The 12,741-nt window shown below is 40.7% G+C and carries 12 protein-coding genes and 2 tRNA genes; all 14 read right to left on the bottom strand.

Going from position 1 to position 12,741, the window contains the following annotated elements:
- Positions 1-191: 191 nt before the first annotated feature.
- The 14 genes from Q0J48_RS04650 to Q0J48_RS04585 all read right to left on the bottom strand — a co-directional run bounded on the left by Q0J48_RS04650 (position 192) and on the right by Q0J48_RS04585 (position 12,657).
- A complete protein-coding gene (locus Q0J48_RS04650) occupies positions 192-875 on the bottom strand; it encodes a LytTR family DNA-binding domain-containing protein (RefSeq protein ID WP_296242084.1) in 684 nt (227 codons plus the stop codon).
- A 60-nt stretch (positions 876-935) separates the two neighbouring features.
- The gene (locus Q0J48_RS04645; protein ID WP_296242083.1) at positions 936-2,201 is read right to left on the bottom strand and encodes a UDP-N-acetylglucosamine 1-carboxyvinyltransferase; all 1,266 of its coding nucleotides are present in this window, start codon (positions 2,199-2,201) and stop codon (positions 936-938) included.
- A gap of 143 nt (positions 2,202-2,344) precedes the next feature.
- Positions 2,345-3,214, bottom strand: a complete 870-nt coding sequence (gene fba, locus Q0J48_RS04640; RefSeq protein ID WP_296242082.1) for a class II fructose-1,6-bisphosphate aldolase — start codon at positions 3,212-3,214, stop codon at positions 2,345-2,347.
- A gap of 71 nt (positions 3,215-3,285) precedes the next feature.
- Positions 3,286-4,167: an ATP-binding protein gene (locus tag Q0J48_RS04635; RefSeq protein ID WP_296242081.1), complete on the bottom strand. Its 882-nt coding sequence runs from the start codon at positions 4,165-4,167 to the stop codon at positions 3,286-3,288.
- Complete coding sequence (locus tag Q0J48_RS04630; RefSeq protein WP_296242080.1) at positions 4,154-5,302, bottom strand: DnaD domain protein; 1,149 nt, start codon at positions 5,300-5,302, stop codon at positions 4,154-4,156. Before Q0J48_RS04630 ends, Q0J48_RS04635 begins: the two co-directional genes overlap by 14 nt.
- A complete protein-coding gene (coaE, locus tag Q0J48_RS04625; RefSeq protein ID WP_296242079.1) occupies positions 5,299-5,895 on the bottom strand; it encodes a dephospho-CoA kinase in 597 nt (198 codons plus the stop codon). The genes Q0J48_RS04630 and coaE overlap by 4 nt, the downstream gene beginning before the upstream one ends.
- Positions 5,868-6,695, bottom strand: a complete 828-nt coding sequence (gene mutM, locus Q0J48_RS04620; protein WP_296242076.1) for a bifunctional DNA-formamidopyrimidine glycosylase/DNA-(apurinic or apyrimidinic site) lyase — start codon at positions 6,693-6,695, stop codon at positions 5,868-5,870. The genes coaE and mutM overlap by 28 nt, the downstream gene beginning before the upstream one ends.
- Positions 6,695-9,268: a DNA polymerase I gene (polA, locus tag Q0J48_RS04615; protein WP_296242073.1), complete on the bottom strand. Its 2,574-nt coding sequence runs from the start codon at positions 9,266-9,268 to the stop codon at positions 6,695-6,697. The genes mutM and polA overlap by 1 nt, the downstream gene beginning before the upstream one ends.
- A 61-nt stretch (positions 9,269-9,329) precedes the next feature.
- On the bottom strand, positions 9,330-9,896 hold the full coding sequence (mreD, locus tag Q0J48_RS04610; RefSeq protein WP_296242072.1) for a rod shape-determining protein MreD: 567 nt from the start codon (positions 9,894-9,896) through the stop codon (positions 9,330-9,332).
- Entirely contained in the window at positions 9,893-10,729 is an 837-nt protein-coding gene (gene mreC, locus Q0J48_RS04605; protein ID WP_296242071.1) for a rod shape-determining protein MreC, read from the bottom strand. Before mreC ends, mreD begins: the two co-directional genes overlap by 4 nt.
- A gap of 48 nt (positions 10,730-10,777) precedes the next feature.
- The gene (gene radC, locus Q0J48_RS04600) at positions 10,778-11,452 is read right to left on the bottom strand and encodes a DNA repair protein RadC (RefSeq protein ID WP_296242070.1); all 675 of its coding nucleotides are present in this window, start codon (positions 11,450-11,452) and stop codon (positions 10,778-10,780) included.
- A 58-nt stretch (positions 11,453-11,510) separates the two neighbouring features.
- A tRNA-His gene (locus Q0J48_RS04595) sits at positions 11,511-11,586 on the bottom strand.
- Between the two features lie 45 nt (positions 11,587-11,631).
- A complete protein-coding gene (locus Q0J48_RS04590; RefSeq protein WP_296242068.1) occupies positions 11,632-12,525 on the bottom strand; it encodes a DUF1848 domain-containing protein in 894 nt (297 codons plus the stop codon).
- A 58-nt stretch (positions 12,526-12,583) separates the two neighbouring features.
- Positions 12,584-12,657 (bottom strand) — tRNA-Gly (locus tag Q0J48_RS04585).
- Positions 12,658-12,741 lie beyond the last annotated feature (84 nt).

Genomic DNA, 12,741 nt, shown 5'->3' with positions numbered 1-12,741 from the left:
CTCTCCATAGCTTCGTGCTTCGCCAGGAAAAACAAGTTCCTGGCAACTATTGTATTGTCATCTTCCCACCGCTCTCTATATCAGCTTAAGTTCTTTCAAAGGAATTCTTTCTATGCCTATGTGATCCCTTTGTTCATCTCCATTATAGCGAAGGCAAAATGAAAAACAATTCAAGTGGATGAATTGGTCGATCAAATGTCCGATTTGACTTTTTTTAATGCCAGAATCTTGCGTTTTTGTTGTCGTGAAAGCGGAATACGATCCCCATTATCCAATTCGACTTCATCTTTATACCAGGCAACGATATGAATCGCATTGACTAGGTAAGAAACATGCACACGTAAAAATCCATAAGGGGTAAACACTTTCTCCAGATCGGACATGTTCGCTCTTTCATGAAATTCGCCTTTTTTGGTATGAAAATAGATCATTTTTTCCATTTTATCTAAATAGTATATATCGGGATACGGCAAAAAAACATGAACACCATCATAATTCAGTTCATAAGAATCCATTTGATGACTCAAGGATAAAAGTTGATCTTGGACTTGAAGAATCTCTTGCCGAATATTTCCTTTATCTAAATATAAAACCCGATGGCGCTGGTCATTGCCTTTCGTGCGGATGGGATTCTCACATAAATACACGAACATCGAATTGGGATGATCGTGAACAAAGACACTTTCTAACCGCGGTGTTTTAAAAACTTCGTCAAAGATAAAAAGCTGGTACTCTTCCTCTTTGAGCCGTCTTGCCAGATCCGAAGCTTTGGTAAAATGACGAAACGTCCAATCTTGCCGCGAATAGACTTTCGAAAGAGCAAAAGCAACTTCCATAGATTCATTTTCATACTCGAGAATCGCGACCTTGATCATAGTTTTATTCTAAACCAAAAAAGACTGTAAAATCAATTACAGTCCTTTTTTGAAAAATGATTATTCTGTAAATTCGCGCCAGAGATTAGCCCCTAAGCTTTTCAGTTTTCCATCGAGATCTTCATAGCCTCGATCAATATGATAAACATCGTGGATCTCTGTGACACCTTCCGCCATCAAAGCGGCAATCACAAGACAAGCTCCACACCGCAGATCAGTTGCTGTAACACTGGTTCCATATAAAGGCGTGGGTCCGTTGATAAAAGAGCTAGGAACACGAACATCAATATCCGCCCCCATTTTATTTAACTCATAACAGTGTTTAAAGCGTTCTGTGTAGATTGTTTCTGTCACAACCGATTGTCCCTGAGCTTTGGTCAACAAGGCAGTAAAGGGCTGTTGAACATCGGTCGCAAAGCCAGGATAAGGTTTGGTCAAGATATCCGTTGGTTTTAATGGATCGGTAGACTCGTAGACCTCGATCGCATCGGACTCGATCTTCATTTTGATCCCGATTTCTTTCAATTTCATTGTGATCGCATCCACATGTTGCGGAATGATATTTTCAATGCGCATCTTTTTAGCCATGGCAGCCGCAATAATCAAATAGGTACTCGCTTCAATACGATCAGGTATGATCTCATGCATACATCCGCCCAATCGCTCCACTCCGTCAATAGTCAAAGTACTCGTTCCCATACCGTGGATACGCGCTCCCATTTTGTTTAATAAAGTCGCAATATCGATGATCTCTGGTTCACGAGCCGCATTTTCGATAACGGTTCTTCCTTTGGCATAGACCGCAGCCATCATGATATTGATCGTGGCCCCAACAGAGCTGATATCCAAGAAAATATTTGTTCCAACCAATTCCTTGGCATCCAAAACATAACATCCCTTGATATATTCAACCTTGGCCCCTAAAGCTTCAAATCCTTTTAAATGAAGATCGATAGGTCGTGGCCCCAGATAACATCCTCCTGGCATTTTGATCTCAACATGACCAAATTTTCCTAAAAGAGCACCCATGAAATAATAACTGGCACGCAATTTGCTCACGGCCACACTGGTCATCGGACGATTGACCATCTTTGATGGATCTATATATAAAGTTTCATCATCTTTTTGTTCGACTCTGACATCAAGTTCTTCCAAAAGAACTTTCAATGATTTTACATCGCTGATATTGGGAACACCATAGATCGTAATGGGTTCATTCGCTAACACACAAGCAGGTATCAAAGCCACCGTGGCATTCTTTGATCCGCTGATCCGGACCGAACCTTCTAGAGGATGGCCTCCTTCGATCTTGATAACTTCTTCCATAAGACACCTCCCGAACACGCTCATATATAATACACAAAAACCAAGCTTCTTTCAAAGACTATTTTACCTAAGATTTTACCTTCTATCCACCCAAAATAAAAAGAGCCGATCAAAAGTGATCAGCTCTTTCGATATTTATCGAATTATTCAGCTTTTCCGGCAGAACCGAAGAAGTTTGTCATCATTTCTTTTACAAGTTCAGTGATGGCATCTGCACCTGGTTTCAACAATTTACGAGGATCGTATCCTTTTCCTTGTTGATCTTTACCAGCTTCGATATATTTACGAGTTGCATCTGCGAATACCAACTGACATTCCGTGTTGACATTAACTTTCGATACACCCAAATCGATTGCTTTCTTAACTTGTTCACGAGGGATTCCAGAACCTCCATGAAGAACTAATGGTTTTCCGCTTGTAGAAGCCTGGATCTCAGCTAAACGATCAAAGCTCAATCCAGCCCAGTTAGCAGGATATTTACCATGAATGTTACCGATACCAGCAGCTAAGAAATCAACACCCAGTTCAGCAATTGTTTTACATTCTTGAGGGTCAGCTAATTCACCAGCAGAAACGACACCATCTTCTTCTCCGCCGATTCCACCGACTTCACATTCGATAGACAATCCTTTTGAATGAGCTAATTCAATCATTTCTTTAGATTTTGCCAAGTTTTCTTCAAAATCATAATGAGAACCATCAAACATGACAGAAGTGAATCCTGCTTCAATAGCAGCTTTTGCACCTTCATATGTTCCATGGTCCAAATGGATCGCAACCGGAACAGTGATACCCATATAGTCATGGATCTCTTTTACCATCGCAACCACTGTTTTAAAACCACACATATATTTAGCAGCACCTTCAGATACCCCTAACATAACAGGTGATTTCACTTCTTCAGCGGCTGCTAAAATAGCTTTTGTCCATTCAAGGTTGTTGATGTTAAAAGCACCGATCGCATAATGACCTTCATGCGCCTTATTGATCATTTCAGTAGCAGATACTAACATAGTTTCAATTCCTCCTTTATGTTTCAATTTGCTATCATTATTTTACTCCAAATCTATAGATTTGAAAAGAATTACCGACGTGATTCTCCGGATAATTTACAAGGATTCGACAGACTGCGAATCCGTTCTAACAAACGCAGCGCACTGATCTTGGAATTGCTCTCATTGCGGATAATGTATTGATTGAACAACTCTTCAGGAGCATAATTGCTTGTAAAATACGTTTTCTTTTGATGCGCCATGCGATATTCCAGGATAGGCAACACAATCTCATCCCTTGTCCATGCACTGATGGCTTCTGCTCCCATATCATCAAGAGTCACGACATCTGCCTTCTGTAAAAGAGCCATATTTTTCAAACGATATTCGTTATCGGTCAGATTTTGTTTAAAGTCACTGATCAATTGCGGCAATTTTACAAAACAAACGCTTTTGTTTTCTTTGGCAAAAAGATTGCATAGACCTAACATCAAATACGTCTTTCCTACGCCGGGCTGGCCATAGAGATACACGCCTTTAGAATCTTGGATCGACGAAAGAATCGTTCGAAAAGCCAGCTGATATTCTTTCGCTTGTCCTTTTGCCAAAGACGAAAGATCGATCTCATATTCTTTTGGACTCATGTGAGAAAGCCAAAATTGTTTTTGATGTTTCCTTTTTTCATCGACTTGTATTTGATATGCACAGGAAACAAAGTTCTGGATCAAAAAACCGTCCGCATCAAGATCCAACATCTTTCGCTTTCCTGCCAACGGTTGAGAACAGCTCGAAAGCCCAGGACAATCTTTGCATCGATCTAAAGTGTCTTTCCACAATAAAAAATCAGATGCATTTTTCTTTAAAAAATCCATTCCCAGGTCGTGTTCTTTTAAGAAACTTTGAACCGCTTCTTCCTGAGCCAGCTTATCGATCCATTTCAGATCCATGGTCTCTATTTTTTTAAAGGTTTCCATCGGATGATTCCTCCTTTAATGCTTGGAGCATCGATTCGATCTCCTCTTCTAAATTCGGATCGTTTTCTTGTTGTTTTGTATCTTGATACCAAGAAGGAAGCTCTTCTTTGGTCTGTTGTCTAGCCTGCGTCTGTTCTTGTGCTTTTTCTTTAGTATCAATATGTAACCTTGCCCAGGAGCTGGCCACTTTTTCCACAAAAGATCGATTAAACTTCTGATCCGTTGCCTGTAAAGCATAATCAATCAAGACATTGATGACTTCGTTAGGCAGTTTGTAATCGACCATGATCTTTTCTAAAAGCAATTTATCAGGTACAGATACTGGCATTCCATTTTGTTTCCATTGAAGAAAGGCAACGGGAGAAAGTGCATAAGGATCTTGTTTGGATGTCTTGGTTTTTCGGGCCTGCAGTACTCGTTCTCTTAATTGTTCAAAATCGATTCTCGTTTTACTGGGATCAATGCTCAACGACAGATATCGACGCATTGTTTTTTCATCGATCCCGAAAATCCGGGCAAGTTCATGGATCCGCTGCAGATTTTCTTTCGTTCGCAGACGCTGCGGGATAATGCGGTCCATTCCTTGAAACATCAGCCCAAAATCAAAAGGATAAGAAGACGCAAACGAGGATAAAGGGACAGAATCCAATGCTTGTTCCTTTTCTAGTGTCCATGCATCCAGCAACGAAAGATCCAGCGGTTCACTGACATCGACCATGGAAGAAGTGATCTTGGACGTAAACGAGAATAATACTTTCATGCGGTCTAGTTGTCCCGATCCTTCTTTTTCTAAAAAAAGGCGAGAGTAGACATCATGTTTTAAAAATTCCTCCGGTTCTTTGGGAGAACTCAATAGAAAGAGCCAATGATGAGTTTCCTTATCACAATAGGAATGCAATAAAGAATACTGTTCTAATTTTTTTCGAGCCGCTTGAAAACGAGTTTGCGACAAACGGCAAGACGAGAGCAGTCCGTTTAGTTGCCCTTCTTGCATCCGGTTTCGAAGCACATATAAACTTTGGTAAAGAAACACGGCATCGTTTCCCATCAAAGGACCATATAATAAAATCAACGAAGAAAGAGTCTCCTCCTTGAGAGAAGACTGCACTTGAATCGAAAATGTTTCTGAATTCACGTTGCGCTCCTTTCTAAATACAGATCGACCTGCTCTTGAAGCTGTTCGATCGTACCATTGTTGTAAAGAACGACATCGCTTTTCTGCATCTTGATCACGGGAGAGTATTGACATGCCAAACGCGCTTTCGCTTCTTCTCTTGAAATATTGCGTTTTGATTTCAGTCGTTCCAAAGCGACCTCTTCATCACAGACAACACACCAGATCTCTTCAAAATGACCCTCCATCCCCGCTTCAAATAATAAGGGAATCTCTACAAAAACAAGCGTATCTTTTTGATCTTTGATCCAGTCCTGGATTGTTTTCATAATCAAAGGATGCAAGATTCCTTCCACTTGCTCCCGGTATGCCGGATCTGAAAACATCTTTTTTGAAAACTCAACTTTATTAATTTCCTGATGAGGATCCAAAGGCAAACTCAATTGTTTGAGCAAAGCGCGATATCCTGCATTCCCGGCTTTGAGCAGGTCACGGTTGACTTGATCCGCATCTAAAACAGGATATTGTTTTTGAATCATGCTGGAAACCATGGATTTTCCAGAACCCATGCTCCCTGTGATCGCAATTATTTTCTTTTTTGACATTTTGGGCATAAATAAGTCCCCCTTTGTGCCACTACGATTTTTTTAATGATGCTATGGCATACCGAACATGCTTCGTCTTTTCGATCGTGTACCCGCAGTTTTAATTGAAACCGCCCGGTCACCCCTAAACTGGATGTATAACTGCGAATCGTGGTTCCGCCATAACGTATAGCGCCTTGGATGATTCGCTGCATGTGATAAACCAAATGTACACAACCTTGTTTTGAGATTCGTTTAGAGCGACTGCGCGGATCCAGCCGGCATGCAAAACATATCTCATCCGCATAAATATTTCCAATTCCGGCAACGATGCTTTGATCCAACAGACACGCTTTTAAGCATTTATTCGAATGATGAAGCATTTGATATAAATAGTCGGCATTCAAAGATGGATCTAAAACGTCCGGACCTAATTTTTGAAAACAAGGAAGAGATTGAAAATCTTCTTGTTTTAAATAAAGCTGCATCCTGCCAAACTTTCGAGTGTCATGATAACACAACCATCTTCCATCACTCAACAAAAAGCCGGCGTGAATATGTTTATCTTCCGGAAAGTCAGGAAGCAGGTAAAACTTACCTTCCATGCGTAAATGTACGATCCAATCATAAGTATCCAGCACAAAAATCAGATATTTTCCATAACGCTGAAACTGGCGGAGATGCTGACCTCTGACTTTTTGAATAAAACTAGGAACCGATTCATGATCAATCAGTTTTTCATAACGAATCCGGCATTCTTCAATCTTCAAATCTTTGATCTGATCTTCTAATGTAGACAGGACCGTTTGAACTTCAGGCGCTTCTGGCATTATTTGGCCTCATACCATGTTTTGCCGGCTTGAATACTGGCTTTTAAAGGAACACGAAGTTCCATCGCGTTTTCCATTGCATCTTTGACTAACGAGATCATACATTCTAACTCATTTTCCGGAACCACGAAAATCAGTTCATCATGGATCTGAAGAAGTAATTTGGATGTCACTTTTGCCGCTTTCATCGCCTGATCAACACGAATCATCGCAATCTTGATCAAATCAGCAGCACTTCCCTGGATCGGTGCATTCATGGCAGCCCGCTTGCCGAACTCTCGCGTCATAAAGTTTTTATCATTGATTTCCGGAATTTGGCGGCGTCGATGGAAGAGTGTTTCAACATATCCTTTTTCCTTACAGTCTTCGATGAGATGATTCATATATTGATGGATATTCGGATAACTTTCAAAATAAGAATCCATAAATTCAGTAGCTTCCTTGCGGGTGATTTTTAACTGTGTCGATAACCCGAAGGCCGTCTGTCCATACACGATTCCAAAGTTCACTGTCTTGGCAACACGGCGCATCGAGGAAGTCACATCCTCGAGATCACAATGATAGATCAAAGAGGCCGTTTTATTATGGATATCCTCTCCATGAATAAAAGCTTGGATCATATGTTCCTCATTTGCCATATGGGCCAGCATCCGCAATTCAATTTGCGAATAATCCGCCGATAAAAGCACGCATCCCGGAGGGGCTACAAAAGCTTTTCGAATCTCCCGGCCCTCCTCATCGCGGACACTGATATTCTGCAGATTCGGATCACTGCTTGAAAGACGTCCTGTCTGCGTCATTGTCTGATTGAATGTCGTATGGATCTTATGATCCGATCGAATATGTTTTTTTAAACCGTCGATGTAAGTGGACATGATTTTTGAAAACTTGCGATATTCTAATAAGGTCTCAATAATGGGATGTACACCGACTAATTTTTCTAGAACTTCCGCACTTGTGCTGCGTTTCTTGCCTCCCCCTTTTAAGCCGAGATCATCATAGAGAACAATGGCAAGCTGTTTCGGAGAATTGATATTGAAGATCTTATTTGCATATTCATAGATTTGATTGGATAGCTCTGCCATCTCCCGGGAAACTTCTTCCCCGATCGCATCGAGCGTACTTTCCTGAATATCGATCCCTTCTTTTTCCATCTTAAAAAGAATCGGAATTAAAGGTTTTTCAATTGTTTCGTACAAATCAAACAGTTCTTCTTTTTTCAGATCTTCCAGAATTGTTTTTTCCTTTAAATAAAGTTGTTCACTAAAAGCGTGCATAACAGGAAGCATCCGTGAACAAGCATACGCCTCCTGGTCTTTTTTCTTTTTGGATAATTCATGAAAGCTTTCCGGCAATTCAATGTTTAAAGCCATCATTAATGCATCTTGATCTGTTGCTTGGGAATGCAAGAGAAAAGAGGCAATATGAAGATCTTCCTGGAACATAACGGTCGAAAAACCATATCGATCTAAGAGATGATTGCATTCTTTGGTATCCCAAGTGGAGATATCTTTTCTTTGAAGCATTTCTTTAAAATTCTTATCTTCCATGGCCGACTCCACGGATATGTAAAGAACTTCTTGAGCTGTCGGGATCATAAATCCATAAAGCTTCTGTGTTAAGAAGTTAGATTTACTACAGACCGGGATCAAGAGAATGGCGTGATCGATCTTAGGCAAGGCCGATATGGTTTGAAGCGGTAAAGATTCCCGTTTCACAGAAGTTCGCTCATTCATTAAAGAGCGCATCTCGTATTTTTGGAAAAAGTTATTGGCCGTGTCCTGGATCCCTTCGAATTGCAGATCTTCCAATTGGAAAGGAAAATCCATCTTCGTATAGATCGTAGCCAGATCTTTTGATAAAAATGCAGCTTCTTTGTCATGGATCAGTTTTTCTTTTAATTTTCCCTTGATTTCATCAATATGTTCATAGACGTTTTCCACGCTATGATATTGTTGCAGAAGCTTGGAAGCTGTTTTTTCTCCGATTCCATTCACGCCTGGAATATTGTCGCTGGAATCTCCCATTAAACCTTTTAAATCGATGATCTGCAAAGGATCTAGTTGGTACTTATCTTTAAAAGACTCAACATCCATTAGATCCATATCCGTGATTCCTTTTTTCATCAACAGAACAGAAGTTGAAGCATCGACCAGCTGAAGAAGGTCACGATCGCTTGTCAAAATCGTAGTTTGGAGTTCCGGATGGGCTTTGGCCATAGAACCGATGATATCATCCGCTTCATAGCCTTCTATTTCATAGCGAAAGATCCCTGCGTCATCCAAAAACTCGCGAACGATCGGAAATTGTACAATGAGCTCGTCATCTAAAGGTTTCCGAGTTCCTTTATATGCCTCGTATTTTTGATGACGGAAGGTCTTTTTTCCGGCATCCCAAGCCACCAACAATCCGTCTGGCTGAATAATCTCCAACGCTTTTTTCAACATCATAATAAAACCAAACACGGCATTGGTTGGTATTCCATTGGAGGTGGACATTCTGTGTGTATATAAAGTGGCATAATAAGCTCGAAATAACATCGAGTTTCCATCTAATAACATGAGTTTCTTCATAAAGGTCTCCATTTTCTTGAAATTATTGTAACACATGGTCAAAAAAAAGAAATGAGAAGACTCATTTCCCTGTCAGTCGCAAGCGACGATACTTTCTTTTTTCCTGACGCTGGATTCGATGCCGACGAATCGTTTGATATCGTTCCATCACTCCAAAAATATATTCTAAAACAAAGAAAGCTAACGTATTGAAAATCAAGGTCCCTAATTCATGGTGGACAAACCAGGTTCTAAACTGCACCTGGATCGTACCTGTCATGCTGTACCAGCCAAAAGAAATCAAATTTTCGAAGACCAGCAACATAAAACAAATCCAAAATTTCCGTAATATACTCTCTTTTCCCAAGCGTGACAAGAAGCTGGCACAAGCTCCCAGCACACCATATAGAATGCCATGGAAAGGAAAGCCGACCGCAAAAAACAAATCTTGAATCAGCCCGCATAAAGCAGAAAACAAGAATCCCGTTAGCCAAGAAGTGCGATAAGAAATCAAACAGAGGCACAAAAATCCGCACTGTGAAAGAAATGAAAATTGTTCATAAAGCGGATCCATCGGAAATATAAACTCAATCACATCATCGATCAGCAGAAATAGAAAAACGATCAAAAGCTCTTTTCGAAGTTTCATGATATGGTTCCACTTCCAATCACGAGAACGTAGTTAAAACTGCCGATATTAGAAACCGGACTCACATAGATGGTTGAAATCAAAGCACTATCGTTGGTTTCTACATCTAAGATTGAACCCACATAGATGCCGGAAGGATAATTTCCCCCTCGCCCCGATGTGCTGACTTCCTGACCCTGCGTCACACTGGCATCATTATCAAACAATGAAATGCGATACGCATGCGCATCCGGATCATAGCTTTCCAAAACACCTTCTACATTCGTTCCATCATCCAATGCAATGCTGATGGCGATATCATTGATCAATGTGTCACTGGTCAAAAGCCGAACCGTACTGGTTGCCGTCTGTACAGACTCAACCAAACCAACAGCTCCCTGAGAAGTGCAAACGATCATATTCTCTTCCACCCCTTGTGTAGAGCCTGCTGAAATTGTAACCGTCTGATCCCACGCATCAGTATCTCGGGCCAAAACAGAAGCCGATATCGTTGTTGCTTCATCCAAGGTCCCATTGAGTTCAATCAGTTCTTCAAGTTCCTGATTGCGATTTCTTTGTTCTTCATAAAGTGTTTTATAGCTTCGCTGTTGCGCAAGCTGCTCGTTTAAATATTGATTGTCATCATAAGCATGCCAAAGATTCGCAAAATCACTAAACATATTCGTTACCGATGTGACCGGATAATCGATCAATCCGTATTTAATATATGTCCAAGCGCTATATCCTATATTGGAAAGTGTATTTTGTCGCAGCCCCATCATCAGGCATCCAAACACCAACAAAACAATGTTGGCGACCAGCAGGATCCTTTGCAGCCGTGTAAACTTTTTCATGGAAGTCCCCCAAACTACTACCCATTATAATAGGATTTCAATAATCAATCAATCGAGATATTGATGTTGCTTAAAGGAAAACCAGGACGATTTTCCAACGATGATATGATCCAACAAGGGAATCCCAGTCATCTTCCCCACTTCATCTACACATCGAGTGAATTCAATATCTTGTGGAGAAGGCGTGGGATCACCGCTGGGATGATTATGGATCATGATCAAAGCATGCGCATGACAGAGATAAGCATCATGATAAATTTCACGAGGATGTGCACAGCTTTCCGTTAAAGTTCCGATAAATAAAAGTTTATGATGGATGATCTTGCCTTTTGCGTTTAAATAGACGCTCACAAAATGTTCTTGAAAACAAGGCCCGATCTCCAGTTGAAACCATTTGACTAAATCTTCCGGCTGAACAATCGGTGCCTGATAATTTTTTCTTTGAAGAGCTCGACGACAAAGTTCGATCCCCGTTAAAATCTGCAACGCCTTTACTTGTTTGATTCCTTTGATCTCCATCAACTCCTCCAAACGCAGGTCAAAAAGTCGATTGAGATTTTCGGAAAGATCCAATACTTCCGCTGCCAGATCAAAAACACTCCTTTCACGATTTCCACTTTGCAGCAGCAAGCATAAAATCTCCAAATCACTCAAAGAAGACAAACCATAGCGAATTGCTTTTTCACGCGGCCTTAGATCGGCACTCATTTCTTTGATCTTCATAGTATTAAATACGCCAAAAAGCATAAAAAAAAACACTCTTTCGAGTGTCATTTTCTCATGGGGCGGCTGACGCGATTCGAACGCGCGAATGACGGAGCCACAATCCGCTGTGTTAACCACTTCACCACAACCGCCATGTGCTCAATTATTTTATCCAATTTCAGACTAATTGTAAAGCATTATTTAAAAATAATATGATCATGGCGATCTTTGATGATTTGATCATTCTGTAAAGACCCGATTAAAAGCGGGCTTTGCGGATCGTGTCGGCTTTGATGCCTTTTGATGCTTTTCTCATCGTAGTTGGCATAGCAGTATTTACAGAGATGATGACAAGTATTATAAGCTCCAATGTCGACCATTTCCACGCACCCGCAAGGCCGTGCCTTCCACTTTGGAAAGATCTTGCCGGTCAATCGAAAAGCTTCTTCAACACTGAAACACACATTTCGTGAGATCCCAAAAGAAGACAGGTCCACATTTTCAAAACAAGTTTGAATTACGATTCCATGGCGCTGGGCACTTTGGGAAAAAGCTTTAGCTAAAACAAACATCTCTTGTTCTTCGATTGGATGAAGTTGCAACTCTTGCTGATGTCTTTTCACATTTTTATAGATATCCACAAACGATAGGATCACCTTATCGATCGTTCCTTCTAAATTCTCGCATAATTTGTCAAAAGCGCGAACATGATAAGAAATTGTATAACGATCATTCAGTAAGATTGGATCATATCGCAAGATTGGTTTGACCAAGGTACAATGTTCTTTTAAAACATGGATCGAAGAGAGAATATCTTTTTTATTGCCTACGTTGGGCTCAATATCCGAATGATAGGGAGTCAATGTCACTTGAAACACAAAAGGGATCTGAAGAGTATCCAAATAGGGCAGAATAGGTCTAGGGTCCTTGGTACAAAAAACAATTAAATCGACTTCATCAAATGAAATGCGCGAGAGTTGATGAGTATCAAAAGGATTTTGAACAAGTACATAACCTTCTTTTAACCGGTTCATCAACCAAGGGGTGTAAAAGGCAACGATATCTGTTCGCCCGCTGATATTTAAGATCATATCAATAGCCTAACACAAAAAAATCAGATTCCAAAGAATCTGATCAATACGTTTTAGATGGAGCAGGTGATGAGAATCGAACTCACGTAGTCAGCTTGGAAGGCTGAAGTTCTACCATTGAACTACACCTGCATAAAATAAATGGCGGTCCAGATGGGACTCGAACCCACGATCTCCTCCGTGACAGGGAGGCATGTTAACCACTACACCACTGGA

Source organism: uncultured Faecalicoccus sp., assembly GCF_944325745.1.
GTDB lineage: Bacteria > Bacillota_I > Bacilli_A > Erysipelotrichales > Erysipelotrichaceae > Faecalicoccus.
The sequence above is the reverse complement of the archived record's forward strand: the minus strand, read 5'-3'. Positions and strand labels throughout refer to the sequence as shown.

Excerpts from the sequence above, each read along its gene's own strand:
- Q0J48_RS04650 (WP_296242084.1), bottom strand. The coding sequence starts at position 875 with ATGATCAAGGTCGCGATTCTCGAGTATGAAAATGAATCTATGGAAGTT.
- mreC (WP_296242071.1), bottom strand. The coding sequence starts at position 10,729 with ATGAAAAAGTTTACACGGCTGCAAAGGATCCTGCTGGTCGCCAACATT.
- coaE (WP_296242079.1), bottom strand. The coding sequence starts at position 5,895 with ATGCCCAAAATGTCAAAAAAGAAAATAATTGCGATCACAGGGAGCATG.
- Q0J48_RS04645 (WP_296242083.1), bottom strand. The coding sequence starts at position 2,201 with ATGGAAGAAGTTATCAAGATCGAAGGAGGCCATCCTCTAGAAGGTTCG.
- radC (WP_296242070.1), bottom strand. The coding sequence starts at position 11,452 with ATGAAGATCAAAGAAATGAGTGCCGATCTAAGGCCGCGTGAAAAAGCA.
- polA (WP_296242073.1), bottom strand. The coding sequence starts at position 9,268 with ATGAAGAAACTCATGTTATTAGATGGAAACTCGATGTTATTTCGAGCT.
- mutM (WP_296242076.1), bottom strand. The coding sequence starts at position 6,695 with ATGCCAGAAGCGCCTGAAGTTCAAACGGTCCTGTCTACATTAGAAGAT.
- mreD (WP_296242072.1), bottom strand. The coding sequence starts at position 9,896 with ATGAAACTTCGAAAAGAGCTTTTGATCGTTTTTCTATTTCTGCTGATC.
- Q0J48_RS04635 (WP_296242081.1), bottom strand. The coding sequence starts at position 4,167 with ATGGAAACCTTTAAAAAAATAGAGACCATGGATCTGAAATGGATCGAT.
- Q0J48_RS04590 (WP_296242068.1), bottom strand. The coding sequence starts at position 12,525 with ATGATCTTAAATATCAGCGGGCGAACAGATATCGTTGCCTTTTACACC.
- fba (WP_296242082.1), bottom strand. The coding sequence starts at position 3,214 with ATGTTAGTATCTGCTACTGAAATGATCAATAAGGCGCATGAAGGTCAT.